We start from the raw sequence: 25,882 nt of genomic DNA, 5'->3' as shown, positions 1-25,882 counted from the left end.
ACATTACCGCTCGCGGCTTTCACTTTTCTTTTTATTGATTTAATCAGGTTTACTTGGCGGACATTCCTGCCGACAGGTATGGAATCAGTAGGTCGACGACAGACTTCGCATCGACGCCTTTTTGGAATTTACTTTCCGCAATTTCCGTTAGCGCTTGACTAGATGCCATGGTGAAAACACAAGTTCCAAGGGTAAAGTGTAATCGCCAAAACAGCTGTTCTTCTGTTAGTTCAGGGTTTGCTTTGCCTATGGAGAACATAAACAATTTCAGCACTTCGTCATATCTGGTGCTGATAAACCAGCGCAAGTGTCCCTGCACATCGGTGTAACCTCGCCCTATCAACAACATAAACAAGGCAGTACCGTTTGGTCGCACATCATTTAACGCCCGTAAGGGTAAGCGCAACGATTCGAATACCTCATCCATGTTGTAATCGTCACGGGTGTTTAGCTCTATCAGAGATGTTTTAATGCTCGGCATTAACGCTTCTAAATAGCGGTCTAAAACGGCTCTAACGAGCGTCTTTTTATCGCCAAAATGGTAGTTTACCGAAGCAAGGTTTACGTTTGCCTTACCAGTAATGGTTCTTAGTGATGTGTCATTGAAGCCGTATTCTGCAAATAGTCCTTCTGCTACATCGAGTATTTTTTCTTTTGTTGTACTTCTCGGGGCCATTTCAATCACTCGTATTAAACAACTGTTTGAAAATATACTCCCGAAACGACAGATTAACAAACGATTAACATCACATTTTCAAGCATTGGTCTGACCAGACATAGAAAGTGCAGGCGTAAAGGAATGAATTTAAAGCGAATATTATTTTGTGAAAAAAACTTCTAAAAAAAATGGAACTGAATGGAATTAGCTCGGTCTGAATTACTGTAACAACTAGGGCATTTAAAGTTTTTCAGGCCGTCAAACTTGTTTCTTTCTGGTTGTTACATTGCTGCTTTTTCTTATTAACTCCTATGTTTGTATCCGCCCAGATAAATTTTCTTCTGGGCTTTTTTTCGTCTGTCGTTCCCCGCTATGCACTAGCAAATAGTAAATCCAAGATATAAAAAAACCTCTCAATTGAGAGGTTTTCGTATTTCAAATTGCTGCTCTAAAAGCGGTTCGCTTTAGTATTCCTCAGCAACCTCTTCTGACGCCTGCTTTGGCAACGAGAAGTGCAGTAACGCATAGCCAAGTACAGCGGCAGTGGTAGAGCCCATCAAGATGCCTAGTCGAGCATAAGTGTCAAACTCAGGACTCACGTTTGCAAACGCCAATGATGAGATGAAGATAGACATCGTAAAGCCGATACCACACAACACTGACACCGCAAAGATATGCATAAAGTTCACGCCTTTCGGCAGCTTAGCAATACCTAGTTTCACTGCCGCCCAACTGAATGTGAAGATACCCAGAGGTTTACCAACCAACAGACCCAGTGCAATACCTAATGGCAACATTGAAGTCAGACCTGACATCGATACACCCTCTAATGAGATACCTGCGTTTGCGAACGCGAATAGAGGAAGAATACCGAATGCTACATATGGGTGAAGTGCATGCTCCATGTGTTTTAGTGGAGAGTGTTCACCCTGCTTACCTTTCAGTGGAATAGCAAAACCGATCACCACACCTGCCAATGTTGCATGGACACCAGATTTCAGAACCGCGAACCAGAGAATAGCACCAACGATCATATACGGTGTTAGCTTAGTCACCCCTTTTGCATTCAGCATAAAGAGCAAGCCAGTCATCGCAAAACCAACTAACAAGGCCATTGTTGATAGGTCACCGGTGTAGAACAACGCGATGATCACAACAACACCAAGGTCGTCAATGATTGCAAGTGCAAGCAGGAACACCTTCAAAGCGATTGGCACACGTTTACCTAGTAACGCCATGATACCAAGCGCAAATGCGATATCTGTCGCCGCTGGAATTGCCCAACCAGAAATCGCTTCAGGGTCGCCAGCATTGAAAGCAACGTAAACGAGTGCAGGAGCCAACATGCCGCCAACCGCAGCAATTGCCGGGAAGATTGCGGTTTCTTTCGATTTTAGTGCGCCTTCAAGTAGCTCACGCTTTACTTCAAGACCGATTAGTAGGAAGAACACAGCCATAAGGCCATCGTTGATCCAATGGGATACTGACATACCAAATACATAAGTATGCAGCATAGCTTGATAAGTTTCGCCAAGTGGGGTGTTAGCAATGGTCATCGCAATTGCCGCAGCAATTACCAGAAGAATACCACCAGCGGATTCCATTTTGAAAAAGTCACGAATGACATCGTTCATGATTTCGCCCTTATATTTATTATCTTAATAAACGATTAACAAAGAATGATGAGAGTGTATAGCTGCTGAAAATTTTAGAATAATCGCTTGTTCAGAGTATAAACTTCGATTTTTCCGATGTATTCTTTACGACACATCGTATTTTTCAACAAGAACATATAAATTTACAAGACCTGACAATCTCCCTATAAGTCTATGTATTCACATAGATTACTATTAACTTAGTATAATATGTGACTGATTTTCGTGATTAACATGCAGTTTTACGACGAAAACTGCGTGTTTCAACGATAAAAAAGCCACCTTTGATGAGGTGGCTTTCTGTTCTTTTTAGTAACCGGTGAGTTGCATAAATCCCCACGCCTCATTGGAACCCGATGCGAGTATCGGTCCTTCCCAATAAGGGATCACAAACGGAAGCCACATGTCCGATTTTATGATTCTCGTCGTCAAATTGATGTTGTGCTCGGGGACATTAATGATCCATTGCAGCGGTAGCCTTCTTCCGTTTGATAAGCCAGTGACCTGCAAAGGTGTCATGGTTAATTCTTTCTCAGTTAAGTTGATCACCTTACCGGAACGTGTCGCTAAAGTGCCAAACAGATGGGGAACCTGTCCATGATGACGATAGCGACTCACCGTAAGTGCTCGTCCATCATCAAGATTGAAAACAAACCAGTCCCAGCCTTGTTGCCCTTCACCGATTAGGCCACTACCCCACTCTTTTTGCGTCCACGCAGCCCCTGTCACTTCAATATCCCGACCATTTAAGGTTAGGTTGCCTTTTACATTTAAGAAAGGCGCACTGAAGCTAAAGGATGCGACAGATTGGAGCGCGTGCTTAACTTGAAAGCCTTTATCGCCATTCACGACGAACGGGCCGCTAGTAGTGGTATTTAAATCCATACCAAAGGTATCCGTTGTCACCTCTAAGTTACCCGGAAACGGCGTAGAACCTAACGCTCGCCACGTCCAATTATCTATCCACAGACGGAACGGGCGATTTGTCATTCCTGCTTGTCCAATGCCACCACGCGCCACTCTTTGTTCTTTCCATACTTTAGATCCATTGCTAATCACAATATGGGAGATAAAAAGCTGTGGATTTTGCCAACCTCTGGTATCACGCTCATCTGTTGCAACTCTAAAGTAGCTCCATTGAACGTTGTAAACCTTGCCATGCTTATCTTGTAATTTGGCAAAGTAATTCCACCATTCATGTTGATAATCTGGATGGAAGCGAAAATCCTGAGGAAGCGAGACATGTTCATCTGGCAACACTGGTTCAAAGATCGTTTTGCTTTCTCTTTGTAGTACTGCGCTAATGTCACTCTCTTTCGTTGCCGTCGCTTCGGCCCAATGCGTGAAATACAGTGTCGCACCCGTTAATGCAATGAAAGCAATAAACACCAACACTGATATCGAGAAGATCTTTTTCGGCTTCATATTCTTCGTCACAGAGCATCCCTCAACGACTTCATCGGAGTACTCTTAATCATTCTGATCACTGGCAATGCCCCCGCGATCATGATGGCAAACATCGCCCAAGCAATCGTCTGAACATACTCCCATGGGATCGTTTGCAACTCTAAAGACCAGCCAAAAGATTGCTTAATAATGATATCAACAATCAAATGTGCCAACGCTAATCCGAGCGGGACGGCAATAATGGCGGAGATCATACCAAAAGCAAACAACTGTAACCCACCAAGGAGGACAAGCTCTTTACCCGACACGCCCATACAACGAAGTAAAGAAAAGTGCCTTTGCCGTGAAAACTCGCCAGCAAGGGTGGCAAAGAACAAGCCAAACACAGCAATAATCAATGTAATGTTGCCTAGTGTGCCCGCGATCGCAAAGGTGTGGTCAAACACTCGCATGGCTTGGTTATAGATATTGTTGTTGTCGAAGACTCGGTCTTGTGACAAGCGGAACACGTTTTCTAAGCGACGTTTCAAACCTTCGCCATTAACATTGTCTTCAAGTAAAACGCCAAGCCCAACGTTACCTGAGCCCGCAAAAGCATACAGCCAATTTCGGTGCGACATCATCACTTGGTTGTAGGGGTTGCCATAGTCGTAGTACACCCCAACAACTTGCCACCCTCCGCCTAACGGTGGCTGAAGATCAATATAGTCACCAGGGCGAATGTCGAGCTTCAATGCCATAGACTCACTGACCATCAGACTTTTTGAATGATGTAAGTGATACCAATAATTAGGCACGCCAAGTTTTACTGTGAGTGAATCAAGTTCCCCTTCCGAAGCCCCTGTACTCACTACTTGAAGCGCTCCACGTTCCGTAGGCACATCTTTTTCCCAACGCCACCAAACGGTATCGACCTCTGGTTGTTCTTTTAACCAAGCACTCATGCGAGCTGCTGAGTTGTTCGTAGGGTAGATGTAGATATCTGCAGCAAGACGTTGGCTCAACCATTTGTCGGTCGTATCACGGAAACTGCCTACCATGGTCTCAACACCAATGTTCGCCGCAAGTGCCAGCATAAAGGCCATCGTAGCAACACCTCGGTAACTCATGCTTGCCGCCGCATCAGCGAAGAACCAACGGACACGAACCCAACGTAATGAATAAGAGAAACTTTGGAACATATGCCACATCAAAAATGGCATAAACAACGCCACGCTGATTAACATTAGCGCGATGATAGCAAAACCTGACTCTTGCGTTCTTGGAGCTTGATAAACCGCAACGGCCGCCACACAAAAAGCACAAGCAGCAAACGCCTGCCAAGAGAACTCACGTCCAGCAAAGCGCATCAAAGATAAACGAGAAGAAAGACGGATGGGTTGTGATTTCAACAAACGAATCAAAGGCCATAAACAAGAAATCAGAGCGCCCAACGCCGACATTGCCAAGCTATATAAACTCGATTCCCATGACCAACCAATGGTGAGACCAACGTTGGCATCGTATAAATCACTTAAGCTGGATGACACTGCAGGAATCAGTTCATTCGCTAAGATCAACCCGAAGAAGTTACCACAAGCCCATGCAACCAAAACTAGAATGGTCAGTTCTAACATCAATGCCTGCGCGAGCTGCATGCCATTCACGCCCGTTTGGCGAAGAATACCAACTAAACGTTGACGTTGGATAAAAGACAGAGACATTGCTTGATAGAAGATAAACAAACCAACAAGGAAGGACAACATTCCCATGGCCGTTAAATTCATGTGGAACGCTTTAGTAAGCGATTCTAACTCTGTACGGCTATTGCGCACCAACGTCATGCCATTAGGTAGCATGTTTTTTAGCGCTAGAACTTTTTCCTCTGGCATTTCACCACAGGCAATCGCAGACAATCCTGAACTACGTTGCAGCATTCTTAATAGAGAGATGTCCGTGACTAAACGCGTACCAGAAAGCAAGTTGTCACTATCAACCTTCAAAGGCCCGAGCTGACTGCCATCATTCAGCGTAATAAAGTCACCATTGCTCCATGACATATGTGCAGCTAAATCTTGGCTGACTAAGATTGGATATGGCGGCTTCATTAACGTCAGCATTGGAAGATCTTTAAGCGATTTACCTTGCTGTAGCGGCAGCAATGCAACAGGGTCAACCCCCACTAACATCAAACTTATATCGGTGTTGGTGTCTAAATGTAGAACATCAAATGGTGCGCATTGATTAAAACCAGCACGACGAAGCTGGATATAAAAGCCTTGAGGAATTTTGTTTGCAGAGTGTTTAGTACGAATACGGTAAGGCAAAGGGTTGGAAAAAAGTTTCTCACCAGTTTCGTAGCTCTGTTTCGCGTGTTGGTTAATTGAAGTCACACCAACAAGGAGTGATACTCCGAGGGTTAAACCAAGCCAAACAAGAATAATTTGAAGTGGGTAACGACGGTAATGACCGAGTAGCGCCTTAACTACGGGCCATAACATGCAATTGCCCTCCTTGAAGACGAATGCGGCCTTCCATGTGCTCAGCGACCTTTTCACTGTGCGTCACCAACAACAGCGTACACTCAAGCTGACGAGCAAGGCTGGTCAACAAGCGCATTACCGCTTCAGCATTTCGTTCATCTAAGCTACCAGTCGGCTCATCGGCAAGTAAGATCTTCGGCTCCATATACAGCGCACGAGCAATCGCAGCGCGCTGCTGCTGTCCACCTGATACCTCTTCTGGATAACGCCCTAAAAGCGGCATAAGATCGAGTGCAGAGAGAATTTGGCGCCATAAACCTTTGTCTTCAGGCAAGCCTTTTAACTGGCGACAGAAACGGATGTTATCTGCAATATTCAAAGTAGGCAGCAGGTTGAATTGCTGAAAGATGTTGCCGATGTTGTTTCGACGATAAAGTGTTCTTAAGCGCTCTGGAGCACTGTGCATCGCGAAACTTGGGTATTGGATCTCACCAGAGTCAGCGGTATCAAGGCCTGCAATTAAATTAAGGAGTGTACTCTTACCAGAACCACTCTCTCCCATTAATGCAACTTGTTCACCCTGTTGTAATGTTAATTCTGCCCCTTGTAGTACAGGATGAAATTCGCCCCCGTCTACATAGCCTTTACATAGGTCTGACAGTTTCAACATTGATTTTGCCGCTCAAATGGTGTTTAAAAATTGGAATCAGAATCTACACTAAAATCCGGTTGGTAGGAAGTAATTTGAATAGTTGATCACACTATCAGACTACAAATGCAACTTGTCTCGCGACCCTTCTTAAGCATCGATCAAATTTTTCATCCATTTCTTACTCGCCATGCGGTGTAAACATGTCCCCCACTTAACCACTTCCTCGGTTAGAAACAATAAGTAAACCCATTGTGGTTCAAAGCCTAGGTAGATAGCACCAAAGGCGGCAAGAGGAATGCTAATCACCCATTGCGCAATCAGATCTTGGTACAAGCAAAACTTCACATCCCCACCCGCACGAAGCACACCGACAATGGCCATCATAGGAACAGAGCGAAGAACCACGCCGACGGCAAGAATCACCATAAACTGTTCAGCTAGGTGGCGCGTTTCTGGTGTCAACGCACTGAAGGCGTCGAGAATAAGTTGGTTAGAAAACAGAAGTAAAATCGCCACCACGATAGCAATCGCCACATTGAGGATCACCGTCGCCCAAGCTTGATAATAAACAGGGCCAAAGTTCTTCGCTCCCAATTGATTGCCCACCAATACTGCAGCAGCGTTAGATGAACCAATCATCATAGCTAGAGCAATTGACTCTACCGGCGTCATTACTGACAATGCCGCTAAACCTTGAACGCCTGCTTGCCCCATAATCGCATGATAGGCAAACAAACCACCCGCCCAAGCAAGGAAGTTAAATGTGGTCGGAAGAGAGAGCTTCAAGAAACGTGTAATTTTATCCAACACCAAGCTGGCACGAATATCATCCAAACAAAACGCAATGATGTGTTTTTTAAACCACAGGTAACTGAATAAACAAGTTACTTCAATAGCACCACTGATAACGGTGGCAATGGCAGCCCCTTTAATACCCATCGCAGGAAAGCCAAATTGACCAAAAATGAGCACCCAGTTAAGGAAGATGTTGGACAGAATGCCGATGCCACTGAAAAAGGTGCTAAGCCCGGGTTGATGCATGGCTCGAAGACCGACAGCCATACTTGCGACACAGGCTACAGCAAACATACTAACCGATGAAATAACGAGATAATCAGCACCAAGTCGAATCACCTCTTCCGAATCCGTTGTCAGGCGCATGATTGGTTCTGGGAACAGAACGAATAACACCACCGTAAGGGCAGCGAATACCATGGAAATCATCCAAGTCAACGACGTACTCTGACGCACACCGACTTTATTACCTGCCCCCCAATACTGCGCCGTAAGCAATGCTCCACCCGTTGTCACCCCAAGTAACATAATGGTCGTTACAAATGTCGCTCTTGCTGCAACACCGACCGCAGCAATTTCCGCCTCTCCCAATTGACCGAGCATCAGTACGTCCACCAAGCTTCGGCTGGAGAACATCATGCTCTGTAAAGTTATGGGTAATGCGATGGCAAATAGTCGACGTAAAAACGACTTATCAGCATGAATAACCAATTGTGAGAAAAAAGTCATGCTCGCTCCGACGACAACTTATTGATAGAACGGGAAAAGTGTCTCATGATTATACCCAGTGGTGACTAATCCACCAGTAATAAAAGGATTCATAATGAAAAAGGTGTTGGTACTCGGGGCTTCCGGCTACATAGGCTCTCAACTTCTTCCACAACTGATCGATAAAGGTTACAGCGTCACTGCAGCAGCTCGTCATATTGACTATTTAGAATCTCGAACTCAGCCACACCCTAATCTCACACTCACTTATTTAGACCTCGCAGACGCAGAAGCGACGCTCGAAGTCGTAAATGATTTTGATTTGGTGTTCTTCCTTGTGCATGGTATGGCACAAGGTCACGACTTTGTTGAGTACGAGTTAAACCTCGCAGAGAACTTCAACAATGCGCTTGAGAAAAGTCGCGTAGAACACGTGATCTACTTGAGTGCGATTCAGCCTCAAACCGGCAACTCTCAACACTTAGCAGCACGTAAAGCGACGGGGAAGATCATTCGTCAGGCTGGTGTTCCTGTTACCGAGCTTCGCGCAGGCGTGATTATTGGGCCAGGGTCTGCGGCATTCGAGATCATGCGTGACTTCGTCTATAACCTGCCGATTCTGATTGCGCCTAAGTGGGTCGACTCCAAAGCTAACCCAATCGCCCTACCCAACCTCAATCACTATTTGCTGGAACTGGCAGAAACCAAACCAACAGAAAGTGAAATCTATGAAGTTGGTGGGCCGGATACATTAAGTTATCGCGAGCAATTTGAAGTCATTTGTAAAATCACGAAGAAACCTTACAGACTGTGGTCAACGCCACTGCTAACACCCAAAATGGCATCGTATTGGTTAGCCATTGTGACGTCAGTTCCCACAAGTATTGGTAAAGCGCTGCTTGCTGGTTTAGAGCACGATTACATTGCCAATACCAAAGCCATTCACGAGCGATTTCCACAAGAGTTAATCAGCTATGAACAGTCCGTAGCGGACACCATCGCTACGGAGGGAACTTTTGTGCGTAGTAACGTATGGGGGTTTGAACCAGCAGCTCTCAAACGTTGGCAACCAGGCTACGGCTATTATCCAAAACAAGCAGGAGCAAGCATTAAGACAAAAGCTTCTGCAGAATCACTTTGGAAAGTCGCACAAAAGATCGGGAGCCCTGAAAAAGGCTATTACTTTGCCAACATCCTTTGGCGCACCCGAGAGTGGCTTGATATCTTCTTTGGTGGAGGAAAACCCATTCGAGTTTCACCACCGGGGCCAGAGCTCAAAGTAGGTGATTTCATTGATTCATGGAAGGTCATTCGCTGCGAAGAGAACCAGTTCCTCTCACTGTTTTTCGGTATGAAAGGTCCCGGACTTGGTCGTTTAGAAATTACAATCAAAGACGATGGCGAAGAGCGCGAATTCGATATCACCGCATGGTGGCACCCGCAAGGCTTCCCTGGTTTGCTTTACTGGTTTGCGATGATGCCAGCACACCTATTCATCTTCAAAGGTATGGTAAAAGCGATCGCCAAAGAAGCAGAGCATCTAGAGCGGGAGTAACGCCCCATTGCGCTTGGCCTCTCATAGCACTTTCAAACAAAGCAGATAAAGGCTATTTGAGAGTGCTATTGAAAAGGTTCTATATTGATTAACACTCTGTAAATTTAATTGAATTTATTTCAGTACAATCTCCATATTATTCTTAGCTCATACCTTTTTAGACCGGCTTTGTTCTGAACTTAGTGACTATAACGTTAAGCAGATTTTGGAATCACAATGGGCAATCGATACATCATTAGCAGTAAACACCACGATAACTTTATGCTTCGTCAGCAACACGTCGATAAGATCGCGTTGGTGACAGAAGGTGGCGGCCAGCGAGGCATTTTTACTGCAGGCGTGTTAGATGCCTTCCTACATGCTGATTTCAATCCTTTTGATTTGCTGATTGGTACTTCTGCTGGCTCTCTCAACCTCGCCTCGTACATCTGTGGGCATCAAGGGCATGCTTACAAAATCATCACAGAAACAACACGACGCCCTGAGTTCTTTAAACTCACGAAATACTTGCTCAACGGTGAAGGGTTTGACTTAGATTTTTTAGTAGACAATGCCGAGATAAGCATCCCGTTAAACTGGGAAAAAGGTTCTGATTTACTCAAAACAAAGCAAGTCGTCGCTGTCGCGACACACGCACGAAACCTAACGACAGAGTGTTTTGATGTCACCGTTGATAATTGGAAGGATGTACTGAGAGCATCTTGTGCTATTCCCGCTCTGCACAAAAAGCCCGTTGTGTTTAATGGCGCACGTTGGTTAGACGGCGGTGTTTCTGCACCAATCCCAGTTGAAGAAGCTTATCGTCGAGGTTACAAACACATCGTCGTGATCCGGACGATGCCCATCGATTTTGACGAACATCATCCTTTAATAGAAGCCGTGCTAAAGCGCGCGCCATCCAAAACAATGAGTGAACTGTCGGCTATTTTGCTCAAACACGAAGAAACTTATCGACAAACTCGACGCTTTCTCGCCTCTCCTCCTGATGATGTAAACATTTACGAGATTTCTCCAGCGCGGAACTTACAATCTTCGGTTGTTGAGAGTACGAAAAAACAACTTGATGCCGACTATTTACACGGTGCTCAACTGGGCCGCTTGTTTGTGACCAGCATAGGAAGAAAACTCAATATTCCTCACAAGCCCTATAAACGCTATCACCCCATTACCTCGGAATTGAGCCACCATAAGCAGGATTATCACCAACAAATAGATGACGTATGGCAAAACAGAAAGAGCGGTTACTTTAAAGGTGCGATGAATAATGATATCGCTTGGATTAACGTGAACCCTCAAAACCATACAAGAACGTTAGTCATTGTTCAGGGGCGAAATGAATCGTTTTGGAAGTACAAAGAAGTCATTTACGAACTCAGCCAATACTTCAATATCTATTCCTTTGACCATCGAGGTCAGGGAGAGTCGCAACGCTTGGCAGAACACAGCGAACTTGGACACGTGGACCAGTTTGAGCATTATGTTGAAGACTTAGCTCAGTTTCTTGAAGAGGTTGTAGAGAGCCAACATAAAGACGAAGTTATGATGCTCGCCCACTCGATGGGAGGTGCTGTCGCAACTCAATATCTCGCGAGTTATGATCACAACGTTAAAGCGTGCGCCCTAACAAGCCCAATGTTTGGTATCAAATTACCTAAAGTGGTTGGCGGCATTCAAACGGCCACCATTAAACTCATCAGTCAACTTCAGAAAACACCGAATTTCGCCCCTACCCAAACGGCATTTGTGACCAAAACCTTCGAAGGTAATGATCATACAAGTAGCCCTAATCGCTTTAAAGCCTACAGTGATTTGTTGAGCAACCACCCCAACCTGAGACTCGGTGGTGTTAGCCCTAAGTGGATTAGCGAAGCCGTTGCTGCCGGCAAAAATTGTTTAGCTCAAGCCAAAGACATTAAAACGCCAATTTTAATCGTGCAACCAGAGGGTGATAACGTTGTGTCCTTACCTGCCCAAGACTTATTCAATGAGCATTGTGCCAGTTCAAGGCTTTTAAGCATTCCTCATGCAAGGCATGACATTTTAATTGAATCCGACCGATATCGAGATTGGGCCCTAAAACGGATAATGAATTTCTACGACCACAGCCATAAGTTTGTTTAATCGCTCGATAGAAGTAAATGTCAGGCCCTCAAAAACAAAAAAGCGTACACACCACAGTATGTACGCTTCAAAGCACCGCAATCTCCGATAAGTAACGTTTTTCGCTCACTTGTAGGTGAAGCTCGATTACTTATTGAGATGCTTAATACGGTCTAGTCTGCTTTAAATGACAACGGAATTTCCGCTAACTGGTTTCCTTCATTCGCAGGGAAGATCAGGTATTCACCGTGGTATTTCACCATTGACTTGTAATCGGTCACCTTATGGACCATGTAGCCAGCTTGCGTTGCTTTCTCGACAAATTCAGCGTGGTTACCGCGAACAAACCAACTCATCGGTTTAGCAAGCACTTCACCATCAAAACAGCTTTCACATTGGTCTGCACAAAGCGCCAGAGAGTTTTGACCCTCGGTGAAGATTTGTACTTTACCACAACCAATCAGTTGCTCAGAAGTCGACACTTCCCATTGAGCTTGCTCCATAAGATCCAAAAACGCTTCAATGTCTGAATCTTTGATCACTTTCTGTTCTTCGCCTTCTGGGAAGAATTGTGCGTAATAAGCAGAAATACGTTTGAAGATAAACAGCAAGCCAGCATCGTTCCCTTTTGAACGACCCGCTTTTTGCCAACGCGTTAAATCATCCCCAACAGTGCGACCGAAACGCTGTGATTTTAGCGCTTTGGTCACCCAACGAACCAAGTAATGATTGTTAGCAACTGGCGCATTCGCCAATTTACCTGAACGATGTTCCTGATCCAGTTCTTCCAGAGCAGAATTAACCAAGTGTTGAATTTCTTTGGTGTAATTAGACATTACGCCTTTCTTCCTAAAGTCCAATAAAACAGTGCAGACAGCACTGAACAAGCAAACATAACGATGATCATCGGCCATGCAACACCGCTCGGCATTGCAGCAACCAGCGCACCAATAAGTGAACCAGTACCAAAACGCAAGGTGCCAGCAAGTGAAGATGCTGTACCAGCCATGGTTGGGTAACCACTCAACAACAACGCCATTGAGTTACTACCAATCGTAGACAAGGTACCAATAAACAGCACGACAAATGGCACCATACCCCACAAACCAAGGTTGAACATCCAACCAACAAACAGACCAATACCCGCGGTTAATTGCACAGCTAAACCAAAACGAAGCATGGTATGAGAGCCGACTTTTTTCACCAAACGACCGTTGATGCTGGTCATGATGATCATCGCCACGATGTTCAAACCAAATAGATAACCAAATTGGTCCGGTCGAACACCATACAAATCTATATAGATAAATGAACCCGCCGTCAGGAATGCAAACATACCTGAGAACGAGAACGCCCCAGAAAGCATTAAACCTAATGCTTCAGGATTTGAACACAAGCGTGCATAGTTGCGAATTGTTGTTCGGAATCTTAATGGCTGACGGTTTTCTGGTTTTAGCGTTTCCGGAATCATCCATAACACCAGCAAAATCACTACGACAGCAAAGATAGCCAATACCCAGAAGATAGAGCGCCAACCGAACCAAATCGCTAAGTGACCACCGATCATAGGCGCAACAAGCGGCGCAATAGTGATAACTAGGGTCACAAACGACATTGCACGTGCAAAGTCTTCACGGTCAAACATATCGCGAACGACAGCTTGGATGATCACGGCAGCTGCTGCTCCTGCAAAACCTTGTGCAGTACGTACATACGTCAGAGCATCAATACCATTTGTAGTTGCACTAACTACCGCCGCCAAACCAAAAAAGAACACACCTAAAATGAGTACAGGTCGGCGACCATAGCTATCAGCTAGCGGTCCATGAAGCAACTGGCCTAACGCAAAGCCTGCGGTGTACGCCGTTAACGTAATTTGCACTGCCCCTGCTGTCACGCCTAGATCTTTCGCGATAGTAGGCATAGCTGGCAGATACATATCGATAGCAAGCGGGGTTAATGCACCGATTGCACCGAGAACAAGAAACAATAAAAAACTGATTTGTGACTGGGGAGCACTTTGGGCTTTTTCTGTCATTGATTTACCTCTTGTTGTGGTCCTCCCATCAACATTCCACATTGATTGAGACAGATGAGTGACACTTCTCGAACACTGGCTTCATAACAGAGTTACAAAAAACAGTGCGTAGTATCCATACTATTGAGAAATACAGATGCTCAAGTACTTTTTCACTTTTTTAGTGTCACTTGAGCATTACTGACGAAAGTATACCAAGGCGGTCTTGACTAACTCGACGCTTAAACCTGCATGATGATTATGCGCAGCGACAATATAACCGAGCTAAAACGAAGAGGCGGTGAAGTTAACACCGTCTGTACTTATCGTCAGTAAGGACCAACAAGAGAAAAGGTTTTTCTCAGATTAAATACAGTTCAGCCTGCGTTTACGAGCAGCGAATACATGACTGGTTCAGTCATTAACACAAATTTGGTAGGAAACCCCATTCTGAGTGATTTCCTACCAAAACACTAGTTCCTATCGAGAACTAAACAATTTCCCAGAACAGCGATTATTTCCAATCAGAAAGAATTACTTTAATACCGATTCGACTTCTTCTTCGGTTAACACACGGTAATCACCGGGCTCTAGAGCTTCATCCAATACGATAGAACCGATACGCTCACGGTGAAGGTGTTCAACCTTATTGCCAAGAGCAGCAAACATGCGCTTCACTTGATGGTACTTGCCTTCGACAATCGTCAATAGCACTTCGTTTTCGGCTTCGTTCACGATTTCCAAGTGTGCTGGTAATGTCGGTTCACGTTCATTGCGAAGTTCTATCCCTTGGGCAAACTTCTCCACGTAGTCTGGCTCAATCGCATCCACCAACCAAACACGATAGGTTTTCTCACACTTGTGTTTAGGTGAAGTAATACGATGAGACCATTGGCCATCGTCAGTGATCAAAACTAATCCTGTCGTATCGACATCCAAACGACCAGCAAAGTGCAAGTTCTCTACTTTCGGCTCATCGAGCAGAACGAAAGCGGTCGGGTTATGCCCGTCTTCATGCGAACAAACAAAGTCCGCAGGCTTGTATAGCATGATGTAACGTGGGCCAGGTTTACCAACGTCACGACCATCCCACTGGACGACACCACCTTCTGGTACTTTAAAAGAACCACTTTTTTGTACTTCACCATTGATGGTTACTTCGCCACTTTTGATGATCTTTGTTGCCTGCTTGCGAGTCGCACCCAGAGCATCACACAAATATTTATCTAAACGCATGAATACCTCATTGAATTATACCCAAATGACCTCTGCCCAAGCCCATTTAAGCTAACAATCGGTAAGTAAAACCGCACTCAAAAGTCACTTGGGTATAAAAGTCGGGTATTATAGCGATCCTAATTAGAATAGTTGAGCAATTTCACAGATTTTCATGTACACCCTTCGCCCTTACCAAGCCGACTCTGTAAAAGCAGTGATTCATTATTTTCGCAAACACACCACACCAGCGGTCATTGTACTACCAACAGGTGCCGGTAAGAGTTTGGTTATTGCAGAACTTGCGAGACTCGCCAAGGGACGCGTATTAGTGCTCGCACACGTTAAAGAGTTGGTGGAACAAAACCACGCCAAGTATGAAGGCTACGATTTAAAAGGCTCAGTTTTTTCGGCGGGTTTAGGCAGAAAAGAAACCGATCAACAGGTGGTATTCGCATCCGTTCAATCAGTCGTACGCAATTTAGATTCATTCAAAAACCAATTTTCCTTGCTGGTCATTGATGAATGCCACCGCGTACCCGATGATAAAGACAGCAGCTACCAAAAAGTCATCACTCACCTAAGAGAGCTCAATCCAGGTATCAAGGTCCTTGGCTTAACCGCAACGCCATATCGTCTTGGGATGGGGTGGATTTACCAATACCACACTCGCGGACAAGTTCGTACCGAAGAACCTCGTTTTTTCCGTGATTGTATCTTCGAACTACCGATTCGTTATTTATTGGATGAAAACTTCTTAACACCTGCACGTATGATGGATGCGCCAGTACTGTCCTACGACTTCTCGCAGCTTAAGCCAGCCAGTACTGGACGATACAAAGAAGCCGAAATGGATATGGTGATCGACAAAGCCAAACGCGCCACGCCACAAATCGTTGAACAGATCATTCAATACGCCAAAGAACGTCAAGGTGTGATGGTATTTGCTGCGACGGTACGACACGCTCAAGAAATTCATGGTTTATTACCTGAAGGGGAAACATCCATTGTGATTGGTGATACACCAACTCCAGAGCGAGATGCGATCATTCAGTCGTTTAAAAACCGTGAGATTAAATACCTAGTTAACGTCTCCGTGTTAACAACCGGCTTCGATGCACCGCATGTAGATTTGATCGCGATTCTACGGCCCACGGAATCAGTCAGCTTGTATCAGCAAATTGTAGGTCGTGGTCTGCGTTTATCAGAAGGCAAAACCGAATGTTTAGTGCTCGATTATGCCGGTAACAGCTATGACTTATACCAACCAGAAGTGGGCGACCCAAAGCCAGACTCCACCAGCGAGATCATCACTATTCCCTGCCCTGCTTGCGGGTTCAACAATAACTTTTGGGGCAAGTTAGACAGCAATGGTTTCTTGCTTGAGCACTTTGGCCGTCGCTGCCAAGGCTATTTTGAAGATGACGAAACCGGAGAACGCGAGCATTGTGGTTATCGGTTTAGAGCAAAATATTGCGGTGAATGCGGCGCTGATAACGACATTGCGGCGCGTATTTGTCATGAGTGCGATGCCACCCTTGTCGATCCAGACAAAAAACTCAAAGAAGCATTAAACCTGAAAGATGCGCTGATCTTCGAATGTACAGAAATGGATTTGTCGGTATTTAAGTCCAGTGACGGTAAGTCGCAACTGAAAGTGACATACTCTGGTGAAACCTATCAAGGCGAAGGCAATGCACTGGTACACGAGTTTTGGTCATTGAATACCAAAAAACAGAAGCAAACCTTCAAAGACCAGTTTGTGCGTCCTCACCTTGCCGACAAACATCGCCCATTTGAAGAGGCTTCCCCGACCAAAGTGGTCGCGAATCAGCATCGCTTTCGCTTACCTCAATTTGTAATAGCAAGAAAGTCTGGTCGTTTTTGGAAGTTACGAGACAAGATTTTTGAAGACGAATTAAAGCAGTAATCGGCACATTATAGCGTCCAGATTGAATACAACGGCGCGACATGATTACTGAAAACTCTCGGTTATTTTGAGCGGTACATATCCCGGTCAGCGAGTTCGATAACGTCTATCAGGGATTCATTCCCTGTTGCTTTGGCCACACCTGTCGTTACTTTTACTTCTACATTATAACGATCTAAAGGCTTGGCAACGATGTTCTCCTTGAGTCGTAAAGCTAAGTTTTCCGCAGATTCTAAGGAACAAGAAGGAATCACCGCTACAAACTCATCTCCGCCCAAACGAATCAACCAATCGCTCTGACGGAACGTAGATTGCATCGTTCGAGCAATATGAATCAATGCCATGTCACCAGCATTGTGGCCATGGTTGTCATTGATCTCTTTAAACTTATCACCGTCAATCAAAATCACAGAGTAGTGGCCTTGTTTTATTACCAGCTCAAATTCTTCATCTTCAAACACCTTCCGGTTATGTAGAGACGTCAATTCATCTTTGCTGGCATTTTTTATTGCATGCGCTAAGTGGTTTTGATGCCTTATATTAGAGGAATACAATCGATGGTAGGTGCGCACCAACCCCCAAGCTACCAACAACACCCATAGATTATCGATCAGCACCTTTACTACCGGAAGCTGATAGATAACCACGCTCGTATTATCGAGAGGTAGCACTAATCCTCCAGTAAGGTCATAAAAAGGGTACTTATCATGCCCAATCGTGACATAGTAATGCCCATTTACTTTTTCTGATGTGAGGCTTTGACCATCTAAAAAATGGTAGTTCACATAAACTTCAACAACGACATCTCCCAAAATCTGACCATTTAAATAAACGGGACTGGAGATGCTGAATGCGGTTTCACCGGTTTCTGTGTTATTGAAGTTTTCCGAGAAGATGACGCGATCCACTAAGTCCGAGTCGTGCATATTCAAAGTACAGGAACGAGTTTGACTACATAGCATGGGATCAAACATCGATGCGTCGATAGCAAGATCATCATTCGCTTTCGAGAAGATAAGTTTCTTTCCCTCATAAGAACGATAGTAGATATGAACGTTAGGTCGTTCTGTTAGTTCTCTATTGTAGCGAAACAAGTCATCTAGAGCAGAAAACGCGATGCGTTCATTTGGGGTTAATTCTGCATCGTTAAGAGATTTAACTCGTTGCGAGCTCTCTATTTGTTGTTGGGTAAAGTTTACATCGGATTGGTTCTTCAAATCAGACTCAATTCGTAGCCCAGTTAATATCGCGGTACTTTTATAAAGTTCCAGATAGTTCGCAATAGAGGCAAACTCTTTTTCGCTGCGATTGATCGCCCATACGCTCATCACTGAAACTACGACGATATAGAGGCAAAACGAAATCACTAATGAGTTTTTCGACAATTTAAAAAGAAGCATTCTTTATCCTAGAACTCCATGCATACACTATGAACTGCACCGAGCTATCCAATTAAAGTGCTCTATGATTTGTCCAGACCAATTATATGTAACATTTATATCAACAGCATATCGCGCGAAAAATATACATTTGTTGTGTTTTTGTTTATAGGCATGTTGCAAAACGCGAACCCGCCTTTTGCCTAATTAGTGTCAATCTTCTCTATAAGCTATTTAAATTACGGAATTTATATTTTTAACGGTTCGGGCGCAGAAAACTTTGCACCTAAATCCACATTCACTTTCCATTCATGTACAAGCGGATATAATTTTGCTAACTCTCCCAAAAAGGCTTTGCTATGTCTAAATCCTTCATTACACGCAAGCTACCCATGCTGTTAGGTTTAGTGCCACTTTTGTTGTCTGCGCCAAGCTTTGCGAATCATCACGATCACAGTGACCATCATGACGACAAAGATGGACACGCCATTGTTCGTGACGTTGAAAAACCGGGAACCCGAATTGAATTCGATGAAGATCAAGACGAAGTCTATCGCGCTGTGCAGAAAGGCTATATTCGCCCTTTCTCTGATATGTATGAAGCGGTGGAGAATGATCTTTATGGGCGTATTATTAAAGTAGAGTTGGAAGAAGATGACGATGAATGGGTTTACGAGCTAAAAATCCTATTCGATGACAGCGTGATCAAAGTGGAATACGATGCTGCTACGCTTGAAATGCTAGAAATCAAAGGTCGTAACTTCAATAAAGCGCTCAAACCGCAATAATCCATCAAACATAATAAGAAGAAAGAACATGAAAATACTTGTTGTCGAAGATGAACCTCGCCTAGGCGAACAAATTATCGAAACTTTAGAAAACAATGGTTGGGTACCAGAGTTATCTCAAGATGGCATTGATGCGCTTTATCGCGCGACGTCTGAAGAGTGGGATGTGATCGTGCTTGATTTAGGCCTGCCAAAACTGGACGGTTTAACAGTACTTAAGGGGATTCGAGATGAGAACATTAACACCCCTGTTGTCATACTCAGTGCACGTGACACCCTATCCCAACGCGTTGAAGGCTTAAACGCAGGCGCGGATGACTACTTAACAAAGCCATTTGAAATGATGGAGTTAACGGCTCGATTACGAGCTCAATTACGTCGAGCATCTGGTAATGCCTCCCCAGTAATGAAGATTGGGGATTTGAGCCTAGATACGCGTTCTTCGAAAGTTCTATGGCAAGGACAAGCGGTTAGCCTTACTGCATTGGAATACAAAGTGGTCGCGTATTTCATGCATAACCCAGAGAAGGTCATTTCGCGTACTGAGTTGGTGGAACACATTTACAAACAAGACTTTGACCGTGACTCCAACACCATCGAAGTTTTTATCGGTCGTATTCGTAAGAAAATCGCACCAAAGATCATTAAGACAGTACGTGGCTTGGGGTATCAGTTGAATGCCGAGTAAAAACAAACTGCCAATGCACGTTCTCAAGCGGCTAAGTATTAAAAGCCGCTTAGTGCTTGCAGCGGTGGTTTGGCTCACCGCAATGATCCTCGCTGCCGGCGTGACAATTCCAACTCAAGTTTATCATTACATGGTGGATGACACTCGTTCACAATTAAATGTCTTTATGGACGAAATAGCCGCTCAGCTTGAAGTTGACAGTAAGGGACAACTCTCTCTTTCTACTCAACTTTCCGACCCTCGCTTTAGTCGCCCTTACAGTGGTTTATACTGGAGCGCCTCCACAGAGACCAGCCTCGAACGCTCACGTTCACTTTGGGATAAAAAAATCACTTATAAGGGGCTCGATAAAAACGCGTTTGGTGCACGAGATGAAAAACTCATCACCATAAAGAAAACCCTTTATCTGCCCGACTATAACGGTCCTATCGATATCATCATTGGTGTTGATGAAGATCCAATTGAACACACTATTCAATCTCTCACCGGTCAATTGTGGATTATATTAGGCTTGCTATTCGCCGGCGTCTTAGCAGTTATCTTGCTTCAGATCGCTTGGTCATTGAGCCCCCTAACGAAGCTGCAAAGAGAGCTTGCCGAGCTCAAATCGGGCAACAAGAAGGGGCTGGAAGAAGAATATCCAAAAGAAATTTCACCTCTAATTTCCGATCTGAATGCCTTGCTCTTTCACTACCAAGAGCTACTTGAACGAGCGCGTAACCACGCGGGTAACTTATCTCACGCGTTAAAAACACCACTCTCCGTGTTAAAAAACGAAGTGCAGAGCTTAGTCCCTGAAACTCAAACGAGATTGAATGCGCCGATTAGTCAGATTCAACAACATATTGATTACCACTTAGGCCGAGCTCGTATGGCCGGCTCTATGAACATCCTATCGGTAAAATCTAACCCATCAGAACGCGTTGATGCGATCTCTATGGCGTTCGATAAAGTGTATGCCGTAAGAGAAGTCACATTAATCAATGAACTTGATTCTGAGTTGAACGTTGCCGTTGAGAAAACGGATCTTGATGAAATGGTGGGTAATCTACTAGAGAATGGTTACAAATGGGCAGCGAGCATTATCCGTGTCCATTCTACGCAAGACAAAGACAACATTCACATCATCGTTGAGGATGATGGACCTGGTATCCCCGCCGAGCAGTTATGCCAGGTAATCAAACGTGGTTACCGATTGGATGAAACCACCCCTGGCTCAGGTTTAGGCCTAAATATTGTGAGTGAGATGGCCCACAGTTATCGTGGCCAGCTTGAGCTTTCACAAAGCAAAATGGGCGGTTTAAAAGCCACCCTTATTTTGCAAAAGAGTCGAGTTTAAATCACATCCGGTAAGAGTTCCGAAATGGCACTTATCGATACTTCATCGTTAGGTGCCATTTTTGTATCTGGCCGCTGATTAAGTAAATTTAAAGCGAGTGAAGGCTCGCTAATTAACAAGACATTCCCATCAGAGTAATAGTCATGTTGATTGTCCATGGCGACAGGTTGCGCCAACGAATACAATTCCCCTGCTAAGGCTAAATGACTCATTTCGATTTGATTTGCCAAACGGTCTCTTTCACTATCTACATTGGGATCAATCCGATGCAACACAGTCACAATACCTGAATAATGCGCTAACTTGAGTCCATCATCGTAACTTATCGCCCCAACCCAAACCGGTTGATTCGAGCTTGCCTCGTGCCCTGCTTGCCACCAGCGTATATGAGAGCGTTTAAGTAAGCTTCCGGGTTCTTGAAACGCCATCGCTTGTGGTTTGCCATTCCAAAACAAATCCGACACAGGTGGCAACTTTTGCTTCAATAAACTCACATAATCAGAGAACTCAATGTCGTTTCTTGAGAATGTTTGATTTTCTAGCCAACCGAGTTCTTGCATTAAGACTCTCGGTGATTCACCGACGTAGACCAAATTTACGGCCTGAGCGTCAAACACATTGGAACGTCCTGGATACACTTTAAAACCAAGCTCGTTAAACGCGATTGGTCGAATCTCAGTGGACTCGACTTGCTCAACATTATCGTCAGCAAGATAGAAAAAATGCCCGTAATTCGCAGCAACCAAACACAACACTAGTGCCGTCAGTGATTTGGTCCATTTACGTGACCAGTTCTTTTTCCACGCAACAACGGTAAATGTCACAGCCACCAATACCGAAGCAATAAGAAGTTTATGTTCGATTAAGATTAACTTTAGGGAATCCAGTGGTAGCCAAGTTTGTAAACCTGCAGCAAGCAAGTATCCAGCAATGACAAATTGCCCAACACCGAGCATCAAACCTATTGATGAACAGACGGTAAAGCGCTTCCAACTCACGTTCACTGAACCCGCCATAAATGGCACGACCCACGCGACTGGGCCTAGTAGGCGTGCAAAGATCAAAATGGCGTTACCACGCTTTTTCATCAGCAAACGACAACGAGCAATTGGGCGCTTCGTCTTAGCTTGCCAACGAATTAATTTTCTCTGGTTTTTTGAACCCGAACGTTTACCAATAAAGTAACTGAGTTGATCACCAAGCCAACCACCAATGAGGACGGCGATTACGCCCCAAATGATGCCTTGGTGTATTTGATAGCCCGCGGCGAGCAAAAACGGCTCACCGGGAACAAAGAGATTTGGTCCAATCGTCGCATCTAGAAATGCCCCGAAGAACAGACTGATTGCTTCCAGCATACAGCCTCCAACGATTATGAGTGTTGATCTTTATAGTGACCGAATTTGTATTCCATTTCGTTGTTACGCATTTCCCCAAAGAAGAATCGACGTACATTCGCTTTGAAATAGGTCATGCCTATTTTAAAGAAACCATCTTGCTCCAAACGACGCGGATCGAATTCGAATGTCATTGGTAAAAAGCGGAATCGCCATGTTTTTGAAGCGCGTTTCACGTAATCACAATCTTCGCAAAGCGTAATGGATTCATCAAAACCGTTAAGCTCTTTATGCGCACGCTTGGTCGAGAAAATACACGCACCAACAGCCGTTGGGAATGTGTACTGGGTAATGAACAAGCCCGTATTAAACAAGCCATAGCCAAGTTTGTGCGCCAGTGGTAATTCCTTTGCCCCCATGTACACACCGGCCACTTCTAACTTCGCATCTTCTAACTTGCTCATTGCACGACTTAGAAAATCGCTTGGCAAACGTACGTCTGCATCCAAGAAAAGAATGCGTTCGTATTTCGCCAACTCTGCCCCCGTGTTACGTCCTAAGCTGACACCACGAGTCTCCATTTGATGAACGGTAAGTTCTGGTAATGAGCTTTCGTAAGCTTGTGCAACTTCACGAGTCGAATCTTCGCTGTTCGAGTCCACCACAACCACTTCAAATTTCTGATGTGTTTGTTTAGTTAAATCTTCGAGTAGTCGACCAATACGTTTTTCTTCATTTAGGGTAATAATCACGATACTGACTGGGTTCATAATGCGCTCCATTGATGCTCTCGTTAGGTGTTGGGCCAAGAATAGAACCGAGTGGCTTAACGGTTACTGAGGTCAGCATTCATTTTGCGTTCATTTCGTTAATAACAGATGTCGATGATTATCCATTCACAAAAATGATGCCTGTCGAGAAAGGGAAGAAAAATACAAGTAAAGGAAGGTAAATAGGTTAAAATCGCCTCAAAGTGAACAAACTTTTATCTAAGCGATAAAACTTGCACTCTTACTATCCAAAGATTGCTGTCTTTTTATTGATTTGGGTGCATTTATGGTTGCTGAACCCAGACCAGGATGATAGTATCCGCGCTCGCTTGAACAGTTCCTGTTTCAAGCTTTACCACGAACTCAAGGTCGCATTGTGGTTCGTGAAGTTTAATTTTTACTAATTTGAGAGTAAATACTATGAAATTCGAAGCAGTAGTACGTACTGAACTAGGTAAAGGTGCGAGCCGCCGCCTACGTCACGCTGGCAAATTCCCTGCAGTTGTATACGGCGGTGAAGCAGCAGCAGTTGCTATCGTTCTTAACCACGACGAGATCGTTAACCAAATGGACAAGCCTGAGTTCTACGAAGGTATCGTTCTAGTGATCGACGGCGCTGAAGTTAAAGTTAAGCCACAAGACGTTCAACGTCACGCGTTCAAGCCAAAAGTTGAGCACATGGACTTCATCCGTATCTAATTCCCTACCAAGGAATTAACGGATAAAATCCAAACCTTTTGCATAAAAAGATTATCGGACTTACCAACCGAGATATCTAAAAAATTCAAAACCCCGGAGCCTTACCATCTCCGGGGTTTTACTATATATGGCCGATGAAAATTCCCACGCAAACTCCAAACACAAGAGAGCCCCAAACATGGGAGCGCCATGGATTCGAACCAACTATGTTCGTGCGATGTACTTCACCAAAGTGAGGTCATTCAACACAATGCCCTCAATGACCTCTGCCTCCTCCTCTCCTGACCGCACAAAGCCACATTTTTTATAGAAGTTCAGCCCCTGTTGATTCGTATCCAACGCTTTAAGGCTGATTTGCATCACCGGTGTGGACAACAAACGCGTTTCTAGCTCATCAATCAATGCACTACCCGCTCCTTGCCCGTAGTAAAGAGGCGAAACATAACAACAAGTGACAACTGCTGTCTTATCCTCACTAGAATGGTTCGGTAGCTCGTAGCTGAGAAAACCCACTATCTCTTTACCCTTCTCTACCACAATCAAATTTGCCAATTGTTCTGTCATCACTCGTGTCCACATCTTTTCTCTGCGCTCAAGAGTAAACTGACAAATATAACTTTCAGGCATCAATCCTTTATAGGCGACTTGCCATGAATCGACATGAATCTTGGCGATAAGCCTAGCTTCGTCCCTTAGTGCGTTTCTTACTGTATATCCCATTGCGCGCCTTTCTTATAACTCTTGAGTAAACACTCTCTGACGACTGTATGCTTCAAATCCCAGTGATTGGCACAACTTTATTGAAGGTGTATTTTCAATGTTTACTCGATACCTAACTTTACGCTGTCTTGCCTTCACCTCACGGACTAAGTGAGCAAGCAGCCGCTTCCCATACCCTTTCCCTCTCGCATATGGAGAAACCAATATGGACAAAGATTCAAACGGTTCCTTTCCCGGATAACAATATGACGCCAGTACCGCAACGAGCTTTTCATTGTCGAAGATGCCATAAAAGAAATGACTATCCAGCTCAAAGTCCGCTTTTTCTATATCCTCACTACTATTCTGGCTTAAAAAGAATTCAAGTAATGAAAGATCGGATTCGATAGTAAGCGGAATTATTTCGTCATCATTGTTGACGTTATCGTCATTAAATAAATAGTAGTCGACATCGTCATAATCACAGAAGAATTGCTTATTATTTAATTTCCGTTCGATCTCACTTGGTTGAAAATGTCTTATTTTATTCCATAGATCTTCGGGACAGGATATAAACGTCGTTGCATCGGATTGGTATAAAAAAACCGCAGCCTGATCGGAGAACTTTTTCCAATATTCAGGGTCGTAAGAGTAACCGTTGTACATTTTATCGATGGCTGTGAACTGCTTCTGCCAAGAGCAATCGATTTCCGCTGTGAGCGCGGCTGATTTTTTGAGCATCCCTACCTCTCAACATGCTGTACAGAAAAATCTTAACTATATGTTTCGCATACATTATAAAAACATGAATCTGGTAAAATAATAATCAATCCTTGGTTCATACCTCGCCAAAATGCGTATTGATTCACACTAAGAAAACACATTCAATTGAGCTGCTCACAATTTTAATAAACCACTTCGCAAAAACCTTTCTAAATACGATTTCTGTTTATTTGTCGACATCCATTGCAGGCTTGTTATTTCCTTTATTCAACAAAACTATAAATAAGATATAGATCACTAAAGTTT

At 44.3% G+C, this 25,882-nt stretch carries 21 protein-coding genes; 7 read left to right on the top strand and 14 right to left on the bottom strand.

Features of this window, described 5'->3' with window-relative positions:
* Nucleotides 1–49: 49 nt before the first annotated feature.
* The 6 genes from L1076_RS12780 to L1076_RS12755 form a co-directional block, all read right to left on the bottom strand.
* Nucleotides 50–676, bottom strand: coding sequence for a TetR/AcrR family transcriptional regulator (locus L1076_RS12780; RefSeq protein WP_237303722.1), 627 nt, complete (start codon nt 674–676; stop codon nt 50–52).
* Nucleotides 677–1,122: 446 nt separating this feature from the next.
* Nucleotides 1,123–2,292 carry a Na+/H+ antiporter NhaA gene (gene nhaA, locus L1076_RS12775; protein WP_038868717.1) on the bottom strand — a complete coding sequence of 390 codons (1,170 nt, stop codon included), beginning with the start codon at nt 2,290–2,292 and terminating at the stop codon, nt 1,123–1,125.
* Nucleotides 2,293–2,622: 330 nt separating this feature from the next.
* Nucleotides 2,623–3,738, bottom strand: coding sequence for a lipocalin-like domain-containing protein (locus L1076_RS12770; RefSeq protein WP_038868755.1), 1,116 nt, complete (start codon nt 3,736–3,738; stop codon nt 2,623–2,625).
* Nucleotides 3,739–3,746: 8 nt separating this feature from the next.
* Entirely contained in the window at nt 3,747–6,200 is a 2,454-nt protein-coding gene (locus tag L1076_RS12765; RefSeq protein WP_039977378.1) for an ABC transporter permease, read from the bottom strand.
* On the bottom strand, nt 6,181–6,852 hold the full coding sequence (locus tag L1076_RS12760) for an ABC transporter ATP-binding protein (RefSeq protein WP_038874609.1): 672 nt from the start codon (nt 6,850–6,852) through the stop codon (nt 6,181–6,183). The genes L1076_RS12765 and L1076_RS12760 overlap by 20 nt, the downstream gene beginning before the upstream one ends.
* Before the next feature lie 129 nt (nt 6,853–6,981).
* Nucleotides 6,982–8,358, bottom strand: coding sequence for an MATE family efflux transporter (locus L1076_RS12755; protein WP_038868720.1), 1,377 nt, complete (start codon nt 8,356–8,358; stop codon nt 6,982–6,984).
* A gap of 94 nt (nt 8,359–8,452) precedes the next feature.
* On the opposite strand from L1076_RS12755, the gene L1076_RS12750 reads away from it, so the two are divergent.
* Both L1076_RS12750 and L1076_RS12745 read left to right on the top strand, forming a co-directional pair.
* Nucleotides 8,453–9,892 (top strand): DUF2867 domain-containing protein, encoded by a 1,440-nt coding sequence (locus tag L1076_RS12750; RefSeq protein WP_104037657.1) that lies wholly within the window; start codon nt 8,453–8,455, stop codon nt 9,890–9,892.
* 216 nt (nt 9,893–10,108) lie between these two features.
* Nucleotides 10,109–12,013, top strand: a complete 1,905-nt coding sequence (locus tag L1076_RS12745) for an alpha/beta fold hydrolase (protein WP_237303721.1) — start codon at nt 10,109–10,111, stop codon at nt 12,011–12,013.
* A 152-nt stretch (nt 12,014–12,165) separates the two neighbouring features.
* Here L1076_RS12745 and L1076_RS12740 read toward each other — a convergent pair whose 3' ends face one another.
* The 3 genes from L1076_RS12740 to rsuA form a co-directional block, all read right to left on the bottom strand.
* Nucleotides 12,166–12,828: a DUF2913 family protein gene (locus L1076_RS12740; protein ID WP_038868724.1), complete on the bottom strand. Its 663-nt coding sequence runs from the start codon at nt 12,826–12,828 to the stop codon at nt 12,166–12,168.
* Nucleotides 12,828–14,030, bottom strand: a complete 1,203-nt coding sequence (locus L1076_RS12735) for a Bcr/CflA family multidrug efflux MFS transporter (protein WP_038868726.1) — start codon at nt 14,028–14,030, stop codon at nt 12,828–12,830. Before L1076_RS12735 ends, L1076_RS12740 begins: the two co-directional genes overlap by 1 nt.
* 513 nt (nt 14,031–14,543) lie before the next feature.
* Nucleotides 14,544–15,245: a 16S rRNA pseudouridine(516) synthase RsuA gene (rsuA, locus tag L1076_RS12730; RefSeq protein WP_038868727.1), complete on the bottom strand. Its 702-nt coding sequence runs from the start codon at nt 15,243–15,245 to the stop codon at nt 14,544–14,546.
* 154 nt (nt 15,246–15,399) lie between these two features.
* On the opposite strand from rsuA, the gene L1076_RS12725 reads away from it, so the two are divergent.
* Entirely contained in the window at nt 15,400–17,154 is a 1,755-nt protein-coding gene (locus L1076_RS12725) for a DEAD/DEAH box helicase (RefSeq protein WP_042601805.1), read from the top strand.
* 62 nt (nt 17,155–17,216) lie between these two features.
* Here the strand turns inward: L1076_RS12725 and L1076_RS12720 are convergent, their stop codons facing one another.
* The gene (locus L1076_RS12720; protein ID WP_237303720.1) at nt 17,217–18,554 is read right to left on the bottom strand and encodes a GGDEF domain-containing protein; all 1,338 of its coding nucleotides are present in this window, start codon (nt 18,552–18,554) and stop codon (nt 17,217–17,219) included.
* 338 nt (nt 18,555–18,892) lie between these two features.
* Between L1076_RS12720 and L1076_RS12715 the strand changes: the two genes are divergently transcribed.
* From L1076_RS12715 to L1076_RS12705, 3 genes are read left to right on the top strand one after another with little or no spacing between them, the layout of a single operon-like run.
* Complete coding sequence (locus L1076_RS12715; protein ID WP_038874596.1) at nt 18,893–19,321, top strand: hypothetical protein; 429 nt, start codon at nt 18,893–18,895, stop codon at nt 19,319–19,321.
* Between the two features lie 28 nt (nt 19,322–19,349).
* Nucleotides 19,350–20,009, top strand: coding sequence for a response regulator transcription factor (locus L1076_RS12710; protein WP_038868732.1), 660 nt, complete (start codon nt 19,350–19,352; stop codon nt 20,007–20,009).
* A complete protein-coding gene (locus L1076_RS12705; protein ID WP_104037652.1) occupies nt 19,999–21,348 on the top strand; it encodes an ATP-binding protein in 1,350 nt (449 codons plus the stop codon). The genes L1076_RS12710 and L1076_RS12705 overlap by 11 nt, the downstream gene beginning before the upstream one ends.
* Here the strand turns inward: L1076_RS12705 and L1076_RS12700 are convergent.
* Entirely contained in the window at nt 21,345–22,706 is a 1,362-nt protein-coding gene (locus tag L1076_RS12700) for an LssY C-terminal domain-containing protein (RefSeq protein WP_237303719.1), read from the bottom strand. The genes L1076_RS12705 and L1076_RS12700 overlap by 4 nt on opposite strands.
* Nucleotides 22,707–22,720: 14 nt before the next feature.
* Nucleotides 22,721–23,455: a glycosyltransferase gene (locus tag L1076_RS12695; protein ID WP_237303718.1), complete on the bottom strand. Its 735-nt coding sequence runs from the start codon at nt 23,453–23,455 to the stop codon at nt 22,721–22,723.
* Between the two features lie 420 nt (nt 23,456–23,875).
* Here L1076_RS12695 and rplY point away from each other — a divergent pair, with 420 nt between their 5' ends.
* Nucleotides 23,876–24,154, top strand: coding sequence for a 50S ribosomal protein L25 (gene rplY / locus L1076_RS12690; RefSeq protein ID WP_038868737.1), 279 nt, complete (start codon nt 23,876–23,878; stop codon nt 24,152–24,154).
* Between the two features lie 204 nt (nt 24,155–24,358).
* On the opposite strand, the gene L1076_RS12685 is transcribed toward rplY, so the two are convergent.
* Both L1076_RS12685 and L1076_RS12680 read right to left on the bottom strand, forming a co-directional pair.
* Nucleotides 24,359–24,874, bottom strand: a complete 516-nt coding sequence (locus L1076_RS12685) for a GNAT family N-acetyltransferase (protein ID WP_237303717.1) — start codon at nt 24,872–24,874, stop codon at nt 24,359–24,361.
* A gap of 12 nt (nt 24,875–24,886) precedes the next feature.
* Entirely contained in the window at nt 24,887–25,594 is a 708-nt protein-coding gene (locus L1076_RS12680) for a GNAT family N-acetyltransferase (RefSeq protein WP_039977390.1), read from the bottom strand.
* Nucleotides 25,595–25,882: the final 288 nt, after the last annotated feature.

This window comes from Vibrio sp. MMG023 (assembly GCF_021654215.1).
Taxonomy (GTDB): domain Bacteria; phylum Pseudomonadota; class Gammaproteobacteria; order Enterobacterales; family Vibrionaceae; genus Vibrio; species Vibrio jasicida.
The sequence above is the reverse complement of the archived record's forward strand: the minus strand, read 5'-3'. Positions and strand labels throughout refer to the sequence as shown.